The organism is Rhodophyticola sp. CCM32, from assembly GCF_004751985.1.
Classification (GTDB): domain Bacteria; phylum Pseudomonadota; class Alphaproteobacteria; order Rhodobacterales; family Rhodobacteraceae; genus Rhodophyticola.
Genome location: NZ_CP038492.1, coordinates 660,541 through 676,132 on the forward strand (window position 1 = coordinate 660,541; position 15,592 = coordinate 676,132).

The 15,592-nt window shown below is 61.4% G+C and carries 14 protein-coding genes; 8 read left to right on the forward strand and 6 right to left on the reverse strand.

Annotated features, from left to right (window positions below; translation table 11 throughout):
• The 3 genes from ugpE to ugpB all read right to left on the reverse strand — a co-directional run bounded on the left by ugpE (window position 1) and on the right by ugpB (window position 3,121).
• Window positions 1–849 (reverse strand): sn-glycerol-3-phosphate ABC transporter permease UgpE, encoded by an 849-nt coding sequence (gene ugpE / locus E2K80_RS03270; protein ID WP_135372737.1) that lies wholly within the window; start codon window positions 847–849, stop codon window positions 1–3.
• A complete protein-coding gene (gene ugpA / locus E2K80_RS03275; protein ID WP_135372739.1) occupies window positions 849–1,733 on the reverse strand; it encodes a sn-glycerol-3-phosphate ABC transporter permease UgpA in 885 nt (294 codons plus the stop codon). The genes ugpE and ugpA overlap by 1 nt, the downstream gene beginning before the upstream one ends.
• A 71-nt stretch (window positions 1,734–1,804) precedes the next feature.
• Window positions 1,805–3,121, reverse strand: a complete 1,317-nt coding sequence (gene ugpB / locus E2K80_RS03280) for a sn-glycerol-3-phosphate ABC transporter substrate-binding protein UgpB (RefSeq protein ID WP_135372741.1) — start codon at window positions 3,119–3,121, stop codon at window positions 1,805–1,807.
• 314 nt (window positions 3,122–3,435) lie between these two features.
• Between ugpB and E2K80_RS03285 the strand changes: the two genes are divergently transcribed.
• Window positions 3,436–4,473, forward strand: coding sequence for an AbrB family transcriptional regulator (locus E2K80_RS03285; protein ID WP_135372743.1), 1,038 nt, complete (start codon window positions 3,436–3,438; stop codon window positions 4,471–4,473).
• Window positions 4,474–4,704: 231 nt separating this feature from the next.
• Here E2K80_RS03285 and xth read toward each other — a convergent pair whose 3' ends face one another.
• Window positions 4,705–5,487, reverse strand: a complete 783-nt coding sequence (gene xth, locus E2K80_RS03290) for an exodeoxyribonuclease III (RefSeq protein WP_135372745.1) — start codon at window positions 5,485–5,487, stop codon at window positions 4,705–4,707.
• Between the two features lie 469 nt (window positions 5,488–5,956).
• Window positions 5,957–6,295 (reverse strand): HesB/IscA family protein, encoded by a 339-nt coding sequence (locus E2K80_RS03295; RefSeq protein WP_210405419.1) that lies wholly within the window; start codon window positions 6,293–6,295, stop codon window positions 5,957–5,959.
• A gap of 78 nt (window positions 6,296–6,373) precedes the next feature.
• On the opposite strand from E2K80_RS03295, the gene E2K80_RS03300 reads away from it, so the two are divergent.
• The 7 genes from E2K80_RS03300 to E2K80_RS03330 all read left to right on the forward strand — a co-directional run bounded on the left by E2K80_RS03300 (window position 6,374) and on the right by E2K80_RS03330 (window position 13,420).
• Window positions 6,374–7,528 carry a deoxyguanosinetriphosphate triphosphohydrolase gene (locus tag E2K80_RS03300; protein ID WP_135372747.1) on the forward strand — a complete coding sequence of 385 codons (1,155 nt, stop codon included), beginning with the start codon at window positions 6,374–6,376 and terminating at the stop codon, window positions 7,526–7,528.
• A 182-nt stretch (window positions 7,529–7,710) separates the two neighbouring features.
• A complete protein-coding gene (gene argS / locus E2K80_RS03305) occupies window positions 7,711–9,456 on the forward strand; it encodes an arginine--tRNA ligase (RefSeq protein ID WP_135372749.1) in 1,746 nt (581 codons plus the stop codon).
• 87 nt (window positions 9,457–9,543) lie between these two features.
• Window positions 9,544–10,506: an SPOR domain-containing protein gene (locus tag E2K80_RS03310; protein ID WP_135372751.1), complete on the forward strand. Its 963-nt coding sequence runs from the start codon at window positions 9,544–9,546 to the stop codon at window positions 10,504–10,506.
• Window positions 10,507–10,511: 5 nt separating this feature from the next.
• On the forward strand, window positions 10,512–11,525 hold the full coding sequence (locus tag E2K80_RS03315; RefSeq protein WP_135372753.1) for a glycoside hydrolase family 3 N-terminal domain-containing protein: 1,014 nt from the start codon (window positions 10,512–10,514) through the stop codon (window positions 11,523–11,525).
• Window positions 11,518–12,330, forward strand: coding sequence for a segregation and condensation protein A (locus E2K80_RS03320; protein WP_135372755.1), 813 nt, complete (start codon window positions 11,518–11,520; stop codon window positions 12,328–12,330). Before E2K80_RS03315 ends, E2K80_RS03320 begins: the two co-directional genes overlap by 8 nt.
• On the forward strand, window positions 12,327–13,010 hold the full coding sequence (gene scpB, locus E2K80_RS03325; RefSeq protein WP_135372757.1) for an SMC-Scp complex subunit ScpB: 684 nt from the start codon (window positions 12,327–12,329) through the stop codon (window positions 13,008–13,010). Before E2K80_RS03320 ends, scpB begins: the two co-directional genes overlap by 4 nt.
• Before the next feature lie 185 nt (window positions 13,011–13,195).
• On the forward strand, window positions 13,196–13,420 hold the full coding sequence (locus E2K80_RS03330; RefSeq protein ID WP_135372759.1) for a hypothetical protein: 225 nt from the start codon (window positions 13,196–13,198) through the stop codon (window positions 13,418–13,420).
• A gap of 883 nt (window positions 13,421–14,303) precedes the next feature.
• Here the strand turns inward: E2K80_RS03330 and E2K80_RS03335 are convergent.
• Entirely contained in the window at window positions 14,304–15,587 is a 1,284-nt protein-coding gene (locus E2K80_RS03335; RefSeq protein ID WP_238475638.1) for a TRAP transporter large permease, read from the reverse strand.
• Window positions 15,588–15,592 lie beyond the last annotated feature (5 nt).

Here is a 15,592-nt window from a genome sequence, read left to right on the forward strand (position 1 = left end):
TTACTTCTCACTTTCCACAAGCCCTTTGACAAAGAGCCGTTGCATTGCCAGCACCACCACAACCGGCGGGATCAGCGCCAGAATGGCGGTGCCCATGGTCAGGTGCCAGATCGGCAGGCCTTCGCCCACATTCACCATCCGCTGAATGCCCATCACCACGGTGTAGAGATCCACATCGGTGGTGATGATGAACGGCCAGAGATACTGGTTCCATCCGAAGATGAAGAGAATGATGAACAGCGCCGCGATATTGGTACGGCTGAGCGGCAGAAGGATATCAATGAAGAACCGGATCGGCCCGGCCCGGTCAATCCGCGCGGCTTCGACCAGCTCATCGGGGATGGTCAGGAAGAATTGCCGGAACAGGAAGGTGGCGGTGGCCGAGGCGATCAGCGGAATGGTCAGCCCCCAATAGCTGTTCAGCATGCCCAGATTGGTGACGATGTCATAGGTCGGCAGGATGCGCACCTCGATCGGCAGCATCAGGGTGATGAAGATCATCCAGAAAAACACCATGCGGAAGGGAAAGCGGAAATACACAATCGCATAGGCCGCCAGCAGGCTGACCGCGATTTTGCCAAAGGTGATGCCAAGGGCCATCAGCAGGCTGTTCCACATCATCCGCAAGACCGGCACACCCCCCGCCTCGGGCAGGCCGCCGGTCAGAAGCTGGGTGTAGTTTTCCACCCCCTGATCGCCAAACCACATGGGAATGGGGGACCGCAGCAGCGCCTCCCCCGGATGGGTGGAGGCCACAAGGGCCATCCAGACCGGAAAGCACAGGAACAGCACACCAAGGATCAGCACCGCATGGGTGAGGATTTTCAGAAGGGGGCGGTTTTCAACCATCAGTATGTCACCCTGCGTTCAACGTAACGGAACTGGATCACCGTCATCACGATGACGATCCCCATCAGAACCACGGATTGCGCGGCGCTTGAGCCGTAATCCTGGCCGACAAACCCGGTGGCATAGACCCGGTAAACCAGGATTGACGTGGCATCTGCCGGGCCACCCGATGTGGTCGCGTGGATGATCGCGAATGTGTCAAAGAAGGCATAGACAAGATTCACCACCAGCAGAAAGAATGTGGTTGGCGACAGAAGCGGGAAGACAATGGTCCAGAACCGCCGCGTGGGGGAGGCACCATCAATCGCGGCGGCCTCGATCAGGGATTTCGGAATGGATTGCAGGCCGGCAAGAAAAAACAGGAAATTATAGCTGATCTGCTTCCAGGCGGCGGCGATGACAACCATCAGCAGCGCCTGATTGCCATTGACGTAATGGTTCCAGTCATAGCCGAAGATGCTTTCCAGCCAGTAGGCGATGATCCCAAGCGACGGGTTCATCATGAAAAACCAGATCACCCCGGCCAGGGCGGGGGCAACCGCATAGGGCCAGATCAGAAAGGTGCGATAGGCGCTTGCACTGCGGATCACCCGATTGCCGCAAACCGCAAGGGCCAGGGCAATGGACATCGACAGAAAGGTGACCGAGATGCCGAAGATCAGCGTGGTCCAGAAACTGCGCAGATAGGCCGGGTCTGCAAACAGCGCGCGGAAGTTTTCCAGCCCGACGAAATTGCGCGAGAAGCCAAAGGCATCCTCGATATAGAACGAGGTCTCAAGCGCCTGATAGGCTGGCCAGATGAAGAAAATCAGAGTGACGGCAATCTGCGGCAGAACCAGCAGATAGGGCAGCCAGAGCGATCGGAAGAAAACGCGTTTTTGCATATGTTCGGAGCCGGGTCTGAAAGGCGATCCGGCCGAGCGAAAGATGCCCGGCCGGGGTGCGGTATCTGGGGTCAGCTATTGGCGGCTTCGAACCGGCGCAGCAGGGCATTGCCCCGCTCGACCGCGGCATCCATCGCGTCCTGTGCGGTCTTGTCACCGGACCAGACGGCTTCCAGCTCTTCGTTGATCACGTCGCGGATCTGCACGAAATTGCCGAAGCGCAAACCGCGCGAGGCCGGGGTGGGCGCATTCAGGCTCAGCTCTTCAATGGCCACATCGGTGCCCGGGTTTTCGTCAAAGAACCCCTGTTCGGCCATCAGATCAGCTGCCGCCGTGGTGATCGGCACATATCCGGTTGAACCTGCCCAATCAGCCTGTTGCTCTGCGGTGGACAGAAAGGCAAGAAACTCGGCCGCACCCTGATATTCCTCGGCCTCATGGCCCTGAAGGACCCAGAGCGTGGCGCCCCCGATGATCGAGTTTTGCGGCGCATCCGCCACATCGGTATCCAGCGGCATCATGGTCTGGCTAAACTCAAAATCGGTGATGTCATTGACGAACCCGCCATAATAGGCCGAGGAATTGACCCACATCGCAACTTCGCCATTCACGAACATGCCCCGGCTGTCACCGCGGCGTCCGCCATAGGTGAACAGACCCTCTTCCCCCATCTCGGCGAGCCGCTGGATATGGTTGACGACCGCCTCATTGTTGAAGGTGAACTCGGTCCCGATGCCGGCAAACCCGTTTTCCATCGTTCCCAGCGGGATGTTATGCCAGGCCGAGTAATTCTCGATCATCGTCCAGGATTGCCAGCCAAAGCCGAACGGGCTTTCAACGCCATTCGCGGCCAGCGCGCGGGAGGCCTCGATCACCTCATCCCATGTGGTGGGCACCTCGATATCGGCGGCCTCGAACATATCGACATTGTACCACACAACCGGGGTGGAGGAATTGAAAGGCAGGGACAGCAGGTTGCCATCGGTATCGCTGTAATACGAGATCACACCGGGGATATAGGCGGCTTCATCAAAATCGATGCCCGCATCATCCATCAGCTGGTGAACCGGGTAAATCGCACCATTATCCGCCGCTGACATCATTGTCGCGGTGCCCACTTCGAAGACCTGCACGATATGGGGCTGTTCGCCCGCGCGGAAGGCTGCAATCGCGGTGGTCATCGTGTCGGTATAGTTGCCCTGATAGACGGTATTGATCTGGTAATTGTCCTGCATGGCATTGAAATCAGAGGCGAACTGATCGACACGCTCGCCCAGTTGCCCGCCCATGGCGTGCCAGAAATTAACCTCGATACGGTCCTGGGCCTGCGCGGCTGTAACAGCGATGATACTGATCGCGGTGGTGGCAAAAAGCAGCTTGGGTGTCATGATCGAATTCCTCCTGTCCGAGTGATACGGTAATGCCGCATCAGGAACGTGTTATAGCCAGATATATGTGGGTGCAGATGCCCCACCGAGCGGCGATAGACTGACTGAGTATCGGTTCTGTTACAGTTTTGAAACAGTTTTATGAAGCAGGGACGGTCCGGGATCACCCCTGACGGGGTGTCGCTTTCGCGTGGCGCGTGCCGGCTCTGACCCCCCTTGGATCACTGGCGTCTGTCCGGCGCGCCCGGCTTGACCCTTTGGCTGCGGCGCGTCAAAGACAGGGCATATGCGAAACCCATCTCTTACGAAACGTAATGTATAAAACAGGCACGACCCTTGGTATCGGGGCCATCGGTGCTGCGATTGCCTGGGCGCTTGGCATCCCCGCGCCCTTTCTGACCGGGCCTGCGGCCTTGGTTTCCCTCGCAGCACTGATGGGTGTGACAACAGATGTTCCGGTACAGTTGCGCGATGTGTGTTTTGTGCTGATCGGGGTGGGAATGGGGGCCGGTGTGACGCCCGAAGTGCTGGTGGCGGCACGGCAATGGCCGATCCCGCTGGTGGCGCTCAGCCTGCTTTTGCTGGTGATTTTCTTTGGCGGGTCCTGGGCCCTGGGGCGGGTGTTCGGCTATGATCGGAACACCGCGCGGCTGGCGGCAACCCCCGGGCATCTCAGCTTTGTTCTGTCGCTCTCGACCGAGGTGAAGGCCGACATCCCCATCGTGGCAGTCGTGCAATCCCTGCGGGTGTTGATCCTGACCCTGCTGGTGCCTGCGGTTGTGGCGCTGATCACCGATGCCGATCTGTCGATGAGCACAGCGCCCGCCACACCGATGGCCCTGCCTGCGCTGGCGCTGATCGTGGTGCTGGCTATCGGGCTGGGGCTGCTGCTCAAACGCTGGAATATCCCCGCCGCCCTGCTTCTGGCGGGGATGGCCGTTTCCACTGCGGCCCATGGGGCGGGGCTGGTGCCAGGTGGCATGCCGCTTTGGATCGCGATCCCGACATTCGTGATCATGGGCACGCTGATCGGCACCCGGTTTTCCGGTGTCACCCTGGCGCTTGTGATCCGGGCGGCTGCCGCCTCTGTGTTTCTGACCGTGCTTGCGCTGATCGCCACCCTGGTGGCGGCGCTGATCGTGCATCACCTGTCAGACCTGCCGCTGACCGATCTGATGATCGCTTTTGCGCCCGGAGGTCTGGAAACCATGGCGGCGCTGTCGATCATGCTGGGCGCGGACCCGGCCTTCACCGCGCTGCATCATATCTACCGGCTGGTGTTCCTGACCGTGCTTGTCCCGGTTTTCATCCCGGCACGGGTGAAACGGCGCCGCAGGCCCGGGAGAGGCTGACCTATGGCGTTTCGGGTTTAACCTGCAACACGTATACATTGCGTGGAGAGCACCGCCCGAGCCGAGGGGTGGGCGAGAAGCGTCCGCCCCATGGGGGCGGTTCTTCGGGCGCTGCCCGGCGGTGCCGCCGGGCGGAAGGGTGGTATGGGGTGGTGTGGAATTTCAGGCCGAAGGCGAGAGGCAGCTTTTTTCGATGCAAGGTTTACCCGAAACGCGTTAGGCATCCCCGGGTCAGGCCGCCAGATCGACCCAGACCGGCACATGATCCGAGGGTTTTTCGCGGCCGCGCACCTCCTGATCAATCTGCACATCGGTCATCAGATCCGCCGCCTGCGGGCTGAGAAGCAGATGATCAATCCTGATCCCGTCATTGCGGTTCCAGGCCCCGGCCTGATAATCCCAGAACGAATAATGCCCTTGCCCGAAGACCCGTGCCCGAAATGCCTCGGTATAGCCCAGATGCAGCAGGCGCCGGAATGCGGCCCGGCTTTCCGGACGGGCCAGCGCATCCTCCTGCCAGACCTCCGGGCGGGCCGCATCTTCATCCTGCGGGATCACATTGTAATCCCCGGCCAGAACAACCGGCATCTCGCTGGCCAGAAGGCTGTGCGCATGGGCCTCCATCCGCGCCATCCAGGCCAGTTTATACTCGTATTTCGGCCCCGGCACCGGGTTGCCATTGGGCAGATACAACCCGCAGACCCGCACCGCCGCCTGATCACCGATCACACTCGCCTCGATCCAGCGGGCCTGATCATCCGTGTCATCGCCGGGCAGGCCGCGGGTCACATCCTCCAGCGGGTATTTCGACAGGATTGCCACACCGTTGAAACCTTTCTGGCCATGGGTTTCGACATTATATCCACGTTCTTCAAACAGGGCGCGGGGGAACCCTTCATCAACCGATTTGATTTCCTGCAAAAGCGCCACATCCGGCTCTGCCGCGTCCAGCCAGTCGGGCAGGGCCTGGGCGCGGGCCTTGATGCCGTTGATGTTGAACGTGGCGATCTTCATGGCGGGTCCTTTCGCATGCGCCCGTCAGCTTTGCCCGGTTTCGCCCTATAATCCAAGCCTGTCTGTTACAGCATGCTGCCTTAACCCTGAGATATCGTTCATCACAAATGTCCCGGGAACGCGGAGCGTGGCAGGGTATAGGTGATGCAGGTTCAAGGCAGGGTGCTTTGGAAAGGGCGGGGGCCAGCCCCCGTCGCGTGCCGCGACTCCCCCCGGGATATTTTTCCAAGCAGAGAAGGGCCCTTCAGAATTGATTAACCATGCTAACGTATAGATTTGGACTGAGATTCTGCACCACCCCGCATCATCCTCCCGCCCGGCGGTACCGCCGGGCAGCGCCCGAACCGCCCCCACGGGGCGGGCGCTTCGCTTCCTGCCCCTCGGTTCGGGCGATGCCCTCCGCGTAATGTATATGTGTTGCAGAATTTTGGTCTGGCGCCGCTTGGAGTCAGTGTTGCGGTACAGGTGGTTACATTGAAAACGACGTCCCGCAGCCACAGGAAGAGGAGGCGTTCGGGTTCTCGATGATGAACCGGGCGCCGATCAGTTCTTCCGAGAAATCAATCACCGCATCGGCCAGAAATGGCAGGGAGATGCTGTCGACCACAACTTTCTGGCCGCTGCCTTCAAGGATCAGGTCATCCTCTGTGGGGTCGTCCAGCTTGATGTCATACTGAAACCCGGAACATCCGCCGCCTTCCACGGCCACGCGCAGGGCTTTGGGCGCATCCGTATCCTCGTTGATTTCGGCCAGCCGTTCAAAGGCGCGGGGGGTGACTTTGGGCGGGATGGTCAGGGTCAGGGACATGTTCAGGGCTCCGGGCGGTGTCGCATCGGTGTTGAAATGAATATATGGGGCGTGAGGGGCGGCCACAAGGAGGTGGGGATGCTGGCAATCTATGCATGTGATCCGGCGAAAAGCCGCGGGCGGCTTGTGGCGGAGGAGGAAAGCACCTTCCGCTCCTGCTTTCAGCGTGACCGCGACCGGATCATTCATGCCTCGGCCTTTCGGCGCCTGAAACACAAAACCCAGGTTTTTGTGGAGCATGAGGGCGATTATTACCGCACCCGGCTGACCCATTCGATCGAGGTGGCGCAGGTGGCGCGCACGATTGCAGGTGTGTTGGGCCTGAATGGTGAGCTGACCGAGGCTCTCGCCCTGGCCCATGATCTGGGTCACACACCCTTCGGCCATACCGGGGAGGAGGCATTGTCGGCGCTGATGGCGCCCTATGGCGGGTTTGATCATAATGCCCAGGCGATCCGCATCGTGACCTCGCTGGAACGGCATTATGCGGCGTTTGACGGGCTGAACCTGACCTGGGAGACGCTGGAAGGGCTGGCGAAACATAATGGGCCTGTCACCGGCACGCTGCCCTGGGCGCTGGCGGAATATCAGGCGCGTCATGATCTGGATCTGTCCAGCCATGCGAGTGCAGAGGCGCAGGTGGCCGCGATTGCCGATGATGTGGCCTATAACCATCACGATCTGCATGACGGGTTGCGGGCGGAACTGTTTTCGAGTGATGAACTGGCGGAACTGCCAATACTCGATGGGTGCTTTGCAGAGGTGGATCAGCACTATCCGGGGCTGAATTATTATCGCCGCCGACATGAGGCCCTGCGCCGGTTTTTCGGGGTGCTGGTCGAGGATGTGATTTCGGTTGCGCAGGCCAATCTGGCCGAGATTGCGCCGCAAAGCGTGGCGGAGGTTCGTCAGGCGGGGCGCGGTGTGATCCGCTTTTCAGACCGGCTTTGGGCTGATCTGAATGTGATCCGGGCATTTTTGTTTACCCGCATGTACCGCGCCCCCGGCGTGGTGGAGATGCGGGCCGAGGTGACGCAGGTTGTCAATGAACTTTTCCCCTATTTCATGGCCGATCCCGGGAGCCTGCCGAAACAATGGCGCAAGGATGTGGAGGCGGCGGCGGGTGAGACCGCCCTGGCGCGGATCGTGGCCGATTACATCGCCGGTATGACCGATCGCTTTGCCCTGCAGGAACATGAGCGTCTGGTCGGAGGGCGTGGCGCGCCTGCGTAAAAACCCGGCCTGAAGCCCGGTTAGGTTTATGCCCGGCGGGCGGGCAGGGGACAGGCGTATTTGGAACAAGAAGAAGACGGGCGTTGGTTTTTGCATCGGCTGGTGGGGGGGGGGGAGCCAATCCGTTTGACCTCTGCGGTGCCCGTGATACACCGCGCGCACATGCACCTTAGGATCGTCCCATGACCTTGTTTGCCGATATCCGCGCCCTTGTTCTGCAAAGCCTTGACGGGCTGGTTGCCGAGGATGTGCTGCCGCGCGGATTACAGATGCGCAATGTGACGGTGGAGCCGCCGCGCGATGCGGCCCATGGGGATATGGCGACCAATGCCGCAATGGTTCTGGCCAAGCCTGCGGGGATGAAACCGCGTGATATCGCCGAGGCTCTGGTGGTCAGGCTGGCAGAGGATGCGCGGATCGACAGCGCCGATGTGGCGGGCCCCGGTTTCATCAATCTGCGCCTGTCGGGGGAGACCTGGCGCGGGGTGATCCGCGGTATCCTGACGGCGGGCGTGGCATTCGGCCGGTCCGATATGGGCCGGGGCCGGAAGGTCAATGTCGAATATGTGTCGGCCAATCCGACCGGGCCGCTGCATGTGGGCCATACGCGGGGCGCGGTTTTCGGCGATGCCCTGGCCAGCCTGCTGGATTTCAGCGGCCATGAGGTGACGCGCGAATATTACATCAATGATGGTGGCGGGCAGGTCGATGTGCTCGCCCGGTCGGTCTATCTGCGCTATCTGGAGGCCCATGGGCAGGAGGTCGCCTTCGAGGACGGCACCTATCCCGGGGATTACCTGATCGAGGTGGGGCAGGCGCTGAAAGACAAGGTTGGCGATGCCTTTGTGGACAAGGGCGAGCAGTTCTGGCTGGCCGAACTACGGGCATTCGCCACCGAGGCGATGATGGCGATGATCCGGGCGGATCTGGCGCAGCTTGGTGTCCGTATGGATGTGTTCTATTCCGAAAAATCGCTTTACGGCACCGGCCGGATCGAGGCGGCGATTGACGATCTGCGCGGCAAGGGCCTGATCTATGAGGGCACGCTGGAGCCGCCCAAGGGCAAGACGCCCGAAGATTGGGAGCCGCGCATCCAGACCCTGTTCAGATCCACCGAACATGGCGATGACGTGGACCGCCCGGTGATGAAATCAGATGGTAGCTGGACCTATTTCGCCCCCGATATCGCCTATCATTTTGATAAGGTTTCCAGAGGGTTTGATGAGCTTATTGATGTATTCGGCGCCGATCACGGGGGCTATGTCAAACGGATGAAGGCCGCTGTGTCGGCCCTGTCTGACGGGCGCGTGCCGCTGGATATCAAACTTACCCAGTTGGTGAAATTGCGGCGCGGCGCGGAAGAGCTGAAAATGTCGAAACGCGCGGGCACGTTTGTGACATTGCGCGATGTGGTCGATCTGGTGGGCCCGGATGTGACCCGCTTTGTCATGCTGACACGCAAGAATGACGCGCCGCTTGATTTCGATGTGGACAAGGTGACCGAACAGTCGAAGGAAAACCCGGTCTGGTATGTGCAATACGCCCATGCGCGGATCTGTTCGGTCCTGCGCAAGGCGGCGGAGGCGGGATGCGCCACCGATGACACCGCATTGGCCGTGGCGGACCTGTCTGCGATTGCCGATCCGGCGGAACTTGCACTGGCGGCAAAGCTGGCGGAATGGCCGCGTCTGGTGGAGATTGCGGCCCAGACACATGAGCCGCACCGGGTGGCATTTTACCTCTATGATCTGGCGTCAGAGTTCCATGGGTTGTGGAACAAGGGCAATGTCGACCCCGCCCTGCGCTTCCTGCAGGAGGATGACGAAACCGCAACACTGGCGAAACTTGCACTGATTCGTGCCGTAGCCGTTGTTATTTCAGCAGGTCTTGGTATTTTAGGGGTGACCCCGCTGGATGAAATGCGCTGAGGCTGGACCTCGATAACAAAGCGCCGATGCGGGGCCGAGCAGGCAGAACCCGGCGGCAGCCATTGCCGGGTGCGAAAGAGGGCAGGCATGGCAGATATCGACTATTTCGAGGAAGAGGCATATGCATCCGCGCCACAGCCGGGGCCGTCGCGCTTTGGCATATTGGCCAATTGGATGGGCGCGTTGATTTCACTTGGGCTGATCCTGGGCATGATTGTCTGGGCCTGGCAACTGACCATGCGGGATGTCACCGGTGTGCCGGTGATCCGCGCATTGGAAGGGGCGATGCGGGTGGCCCCCGAAACCCCCGGGGGCAGCCAGGCCGATCATCAGGGTCTTGCGGTGAACCGGATTGCCGAGGGGCAGGAGGCCGAACCCGCCGCCGAGCGGATCGTTCTGGCCCCGCCACCGGTGGAACTGGCCGAGATTGACCTGAGTTCGGCCAGCCTGCCGGAAGTGACAACCGAGGTTGCACCCGAGGCGCCGACCCCCGAGGCGGCCAGCGAGGCGACGCTGGCATTGATCGACCGGCTGATGGAGGGGGGGGAGGATACCGCCCCCGAGGCCGAAACCGGGCAGGCAGATGCCAGCGCAGGCACGGCCACTGAGGCCGGTGCAACCCCCGGCCGCAATGCTTTTGTGACGATTCCGATCTCTGTCCCCGGTGTGCGCAATTCGCCCCGCCCCACCAGCCGTCCCGAGGGTGTTCAGGTGGCAATGCTGACCACCGGCACAACAGATGCGACCCCTGTCATTCAGGTCAGCGCGGGGGCCGAGATTGACCCCGACAGCCTGACCCCCGGCACCCGTCTGGTGCAGCTTGGGGCCTTTGACGATGAACAGACCGCGCGTGCCGAATGGGACCGGTTGAGCCAGGGTTTCCCGGATTTCTTTGTCGGTCGCTCGCGGATTGTGCAGCCCGCAATATCGGGCGGGCGGGAGTTTTACCGCCTGCGCGCCCATGGGTTCGTGGATCTGAGCGATGCGCGCCGGTTCTGCACCACGCTTCTGGCACAGGGCGCCGCCTGTATCCCGGTCACGGTGCGCTGACCATAATGACCGGGGCCTCAGCCACCATTCTTGGCTGTGCCGGCCCCGTGCTGACCCCGGATGAGGCGGCATTCTTTGCCGAGACCCGGCCCTGGGGGTTTATCCTGTTTGCCCGAAATATCGAGACGCCCGATCAATTGCGCCGTCTGACCGGTGATCTGCGCAAGGCCGTGGGCCGCGACGCGCCTGTGCTGATTGATCAGGAAGGCGGTCGGGTGCAGCGCATGGGCCCGCCCCATTGGCGGCAATGGCGCCCGGCACTGGATCAGGTTCGGGCCGCCGGGCCGGATCGGGCGGCGCGCTCCATGGGGCTGCGCGCAAGGCTGATTGCCGATGAATTGCGCGATGTGGGGATTGATGCGAATTGCGCGCCCCTGGCCGATGTGGCCCGCGACACCACCCATCCGGTCCTGCTGAACCGGTTATATGGCACGAAAGTGCCCGATATTGTTGCCGTGGCCCGTGCGGTGGCCGAGGGGCTGCTGGCCGGGGGTGTCCTGCCGGTTCTGAAACATCTGCCCGGCTATGGTCTGGGCGCGGTGGACAGCCATAAGACATTGCCCCGTGTCACGGCACCGCTGGATCACCTGCGCGCCGTCGATTTCGCGGCGTTCAGACCGCTGGCTGACCTGCCCATGGGGATGAGTGCCCATATGGTCTATGAGGCGATTGAAGACGGGTTGCCCGCCACCATGTCGCCCGCTCTGATTGCCATGATCCGGGACGAGATCGGGTTTCAGGGCCTGCTGATGACCGATGATCTGTCCATGGGGGCGCTGTCGGGCACGCTGGCCGAGCGCGCGACCCTGTCACGCAGGGCGGGCTGTGACATCATCCTGCACTGCAATGGCGACCGGGCCGAGATGGCGGAGGTTGTGGCCGCCAGCGGCCCGCTTGACGGGATCGCGCAGGACCGTGCAGAGCAGGCGCTCAACCAGCGCCGGGCCCCGGATGTGCTTGACATTGATGCCATCGAGGCCGACCTTGCGACGCTTCTCAACGGGCAGGTTTATGGCTGACACCCCCACACCCACACCGGCAAATGACAATGACGCGGATTGGGACGCGCTCGGTGAACGCCGGGCTGCCGAAGCGCTGATCGTCGATGTGGACGGGTTCGAGGGGCCGCTGGACCTGTTGCTGATGCTGTCGCGGACCCAGAAGGTCGATCTGCGCCGCGTTTCGGTCCTGCAACTGGCCGAACAATATCTGGTCTTTGTGGAACAGGCCCGGTCACTCAGGATCGAACTGGCCGCCGATTATCTGGTGATGGCGGCCTGGCTCGCGTTTCTGAAATCCCGCCTGCTGCTGCCGCCGGACCCGTCCGAAGAAGGCCCGTCGGGCGAGGAAATGGCCGCCCATCTGGCGTTTCAGCTGGAACGGCTGGCGGCGATGCGCGAATGCGCGGCCAAGCTGATGGCGCGGGACCGTCTGGGGCGGGACCGCTTTGTGCGCGGCGTGCCCGAAGATGTCACCACGGCGCGGAAAATCACCTATACCGCCAGCCTGATCGACCTGATGCAGGGCTATGCGCGGATCCGCACCCGCGATGACTTCCGCCCCTTCGTGATGGACCGGGACAGTGTTTTCACGATGGAGGAGGCGCTGGACCGGATGCGCGGGCTGATCGGGTTTGCAGGTGACTGGACCGATATCGCCTCTTATATCCCCGAAGGCTGGGAGATGGACCCGAAACGCCGCCGCTCGGCCACCGCCTCCACCTTTGCGGCGGCGCTGGAACTGGCCAAGGCGGGAAAGGTGACCCTGCGCCAGTCCGACATATTTGAACCGATCCAGTTGAAACGCAAAGACGACCCGGAATGAGTGAGCCAGACGACACGTCGGAAGATGCCCGCGAGGAAAGCCTGTTTCAGGCCCCGCCCCTGGCCGAGCAGGAGCGTATGGTCGAGGCGTTGCTGTTTGCCTCGGCAGAGCCGATGACCGCGCGACAGATGACCGACCGCATGCCCCATGGCTGCGATGCCGCCGAGGCGCTGGTGCTGTTGCGGCGGCGTTATGAGGGCCGGGGCGTGACCCTGGTGAAGGCGGGCGATGCCTGGGCGATCCGCACCGCCGCCGATCTGGGTTTTCTGATGAGCCGGGAGACGGTGGAGACCCGCAAGCTCAGCCGTGCGGCGATCGAGACCCTGTCGATCATCGCCTACCACCAGCCGGTGACCCGCGCCGAGATCGAGGAAATTCGCGGTGTCAGTGTCAGCCGGGGCACGGTGGACCAGCTGATCGAGATGGAATGGGTGCGTTTCGGGCGCCGCAAGATGACACCGGGCCGACCGGTGACCTATGTGGTGACGCAAGGGTTTCTGGATCATTTCGGGCTGGAAAACACCCGCGACCTGCCCGGGCTGAAAGAGCTCCGCTCTGCCGGTCTGCTGGACAGCCGCCCGCCGCCGGCCCTGATGCCGGGGCCGGGTGGCGAAGATGATTTCGCCGAACTGGATGACGGGCCCGAAGATGACGGCCAGGACGAGCTTTTCGGGGAATAAACGCAACACGCCTGATTTCTGCCGCGTTTTACCCTATATTAGAGCAGAAATCGTTTGATCTGAATCAAAATTCTCTGCCTCCGGGTCAGCAAGCTGCTGATCTCGAACGCGAATTTCGATGAGCAATGGTGCAAACAAAACGATTTCGCTATAAAGGGCAGAGGATCGAACAGGAGGCCCGACAGATGGATCGTATCATTCGGATGGTCATCAATATCTTCATCCGCCAGGTGGTCAGCCGGGGGATCAATGCGGGGATCAACCGTGCCACTCGTGGTCGCGGCCAGGATCGTCAGAACCGGGACGATGCGGCAACGCCCGAACAAAGGGCGGCCGAACGCGACCAGCAACAATCCGTGCGCCGCGGCATGCGCAGCATACGCCGGGCCTCGCGTTTCACCCGGTTCTGACCGGGCTTTTTTGCTGGCTCCCGGCAGCCCTGTATCGGGCAACCCGTCCAGCCGATTGGCGCGCTATAGCGAAATCGTTTTAGTCTACAAAACCCCGAACCAGCTTTCCGCCCGGCGGGGTCGCCGGGCAGGAGGGTGATCGACCAGTCGTTTGCCGCGCATCGCCAGCCGGTTGATTTGGCCGTGTTGGTTTTCAACCGGGTCTCGTCAAGAAAACCAATACGTTCCAGAATATGGGCCATGAAGGGCTCTGGCGATGTGCGGTCCAGATGCGCCGCTGACGCGCAACCTTGGCACGCTTTTGCTCAAGCGCTTGCAAATCTTTTTTTATGCGTCAGGCCGAGCCGCTGAAAGAGCCGCCAGACTGAGCTGCCTCTCGACAGATACACCACGCTCAGCCAACAGTCGCGCAGCCATTTCCTCAAACGTGATTTCGCCCTTGGTCTCACCCTGCACACGCTACCCGGTCTGAATGAGGTGTCAGCTTGCCAATGCCCGGATTGCCCTGACGCTTAGGCTCAAGCGACCCTGTCTGACGTTTCAGCCTGACCATGTCATTGACGAATTTGGCCAAGACATCGAAACGCGCCGCCGCTGAACGATGCGTGTTGCCAGCCTCAACATGCGCCACAACGCGCTGCCGAAGCTCAAATGGATGAGGTTTGCCCATAGCGAGCGCCCTTGCTGAATTCTTCAAACAAGGAATCACGGCTCAATCCAAACGGGAATACCGAATCCGAGCAAATCGGCATACGGAAGATGCGCGCATCGGATTTCTGCAGAAATCCGGGTGGAAAACGCGCGTTTTCCACGCCGCCTGATGGCAAAACGCCGGGCGAAAACCGCAGCTTCGCCCGGCGCTTCCCCGTAAAGGGGGCTTCGGTTACCGACCAAACACCAGATCGGGAAGCGTCAGGGACAATGACGGCCAATAGGTGATCAGGATCAGGAACCCGAAGAGCGGAATGTAGAACGGGGCGACCTGTCGCAACAAAGCCCGGTATTCGACCTTTGCCACCTCGGTCATCACGAAAAGCAGAATGCCGAAAGGCGGCGTCAAGGTGCCGATCAGCAGATTGATCACCATCACCAGCCCGAAATGCACAGGATCAATCCCCATAGAGGTCAGAACCGGCACCAGCACCGGCACCGCGACCAGAAGGATGGCGGTTGTATCCATCACACAGCCAAAGATCAGCAGCGCAATATTGACGATCAGAAGCAACACAAGCGGGTTATCACTGATCGACAGCAGAATGCGCGCCAGATCGCCGGGCACGCCCTCGATGGCCAGAATGGCGCTGAACGGGGTGGCGGCGGCAATGATGAACACCAGCACCCCGCAGGTCGATATGGTTTCCCGGATCGCCTGCCACAGCCCTGCCATGGTCAGGTCTTTGGTGGCGAAACCCAGGATGATCGCATAGATCGCCGTCAACGCGCCAAGCTGGGTGGGGGTGGTATAGCCGGTCAGGATACCCCCGATCAGCAAGACCGGGGCCAAAAGCGCAGGCAGGGCGCGCCAGAACGCCACGCCGATATCCTTAGGTTTCTGGCGCGGCAGGACCGGGGCGTCGATCCGCCCGGTTTTGGCCAGCCAGTAGACGACCCCCATCAGAACAATCGACATCACGACACCGGGCACGATCCCGGCCAGAAACAGATCGGGGACCGAGACATCGGCCAGAACCGCATAGATGATCATGATGCCCGATGGTGGAATGATCGGCCCGATGATCGAGGAAACGGCGGTGATCGCGGCGCTGAATTCGGCGCTGAACCCGTGGCGCTTCATCTCGCGCACCTCGACCGCGCCAAGCCCGGCAGCATCGGCCTGCGCCACCCCCGACATGCCCGAGAAGATCACGCTGGCAACAATGTTCACATGCCCAAGGGATCCCCGGATATGGCCGACCAGCGTCACCGCAAAGTCGAATATACGCGCGGCGATCCCGGCGGAGTTGAACAGGTTTCCTGCAAGAATGAACAGTGGAATGGCCAGCAGAACATAGCTTTCCAGCCCCGAGGCAACCCGCTGCACCACCAGCATCGGCGGCACCGTATCGGCGATGAACAGATAGGCCAGCGCCGAGGCGGGCAGGGCCAGCGCAATCGGCATTTCCAGCAGAACAAGGACCACAAGAATAAGCAGCAGAATCCAGATCATCAGGC

Excerpts from the sequence above, each read along its gene's own strand:
- argS (WP_135372749.1), top strand. The coding sequence starts at position 7,711 with ATGACCTTGTTTGCCGATATCCGCGCCCTTGTTCTGCAAAGCCTTGAC.
- E2K80_RS03335 (WP_238475638.1), bottom strand. The coding sequence starts at position 15,587 with ATGATCTGGATTCTGCTGCTTATTCTTGTGGTCCTTGTTCTGCTGGAA.
- E2K80_RS03315 (WP_135372753.1), top strand. The coding sequence starts at position 10,512 with ATGACCGGGGCCTCAGCCACCATTCTTGGCTGTGCCGGCCCCGTGCTG.
- ugpB (WP_135372741.1), bottom strand. The coding sequence starts at position 3,121 with ATGACACCCAAGCTGCTTTTTGCCACCACCGCGATCAGTATCATCGCT.
- ugpA (WP_135372739.1), bottom strand. The coding sequence starts at position 1,733 with ATGCAAAAACGCGTTTTCTTCCGATCGCTCTGGCTGCCCTATCTGCTG.
- ugpE (WP_135372737.1), bottom strand. The coding sequence starts at position 849 with ATGGTTGAAAACCGCCCCCTTCTGAAAATCCTCACCCATGCGGTGCTG.
- E2K80_RS03295 (WP_210405419.1), bottom strand. The coding sequence starts at position 6,295 with ATGTCCCTGACCCTGACCATCCCGCCCAAAGTCACCCCCCGCGCCTTT.
- E2K80_RS03300 (WP_135372747.1), top strand. The coding sequence starts at position 6,374 with ATGCTGGCAATCTATGCATGTGATCCGGCGAAAAGCCGCGGGCGGCTT.
- E2K80_RS03310 (WP_135372751.1), top strand. The coding sequence starts at position 9,544 with ATGGCAGATATCGACTATTTCGAGGAAGAGGCATATGCATCCGCGCCA.
- E2K80_RS03320 (WP_135372755.1), top strand. The coding sequence starts at position 11,518 with ATGGCTGACACCCCCACACCCACACCGGCAAATGACAATGACGCGGAT.
- scpB (WP_135372757.1), top strand. The coding sequence starts at position 12,327 with ATGAGTGAGCCAGACGACACGTCGGAAGATGCCCGCGAGGAAAGCCTG.
- E2K80_RS03285 (WP_135372743.1), top strand. The coding sequence starts at position 3,436 with ATGTATAAAACAGGCACGACCCTTGGTATCGGGGCCATCGGTGCTGCG.
- xth (WP_135372745.1), bottom strand. The coding sequence starts at position 5,487 with ATGAAGATCGCCACGTTCAACATCAACGGCATCAAGGCCCGCGCCCAG.
- E2K80_RS03330 (WP_135372759.1), top strand. The coding sequence starts at position 13,196 with ATGGATCGTATCATTCGGATGGTCATCAATATCTTCATCCGCCAGGTG.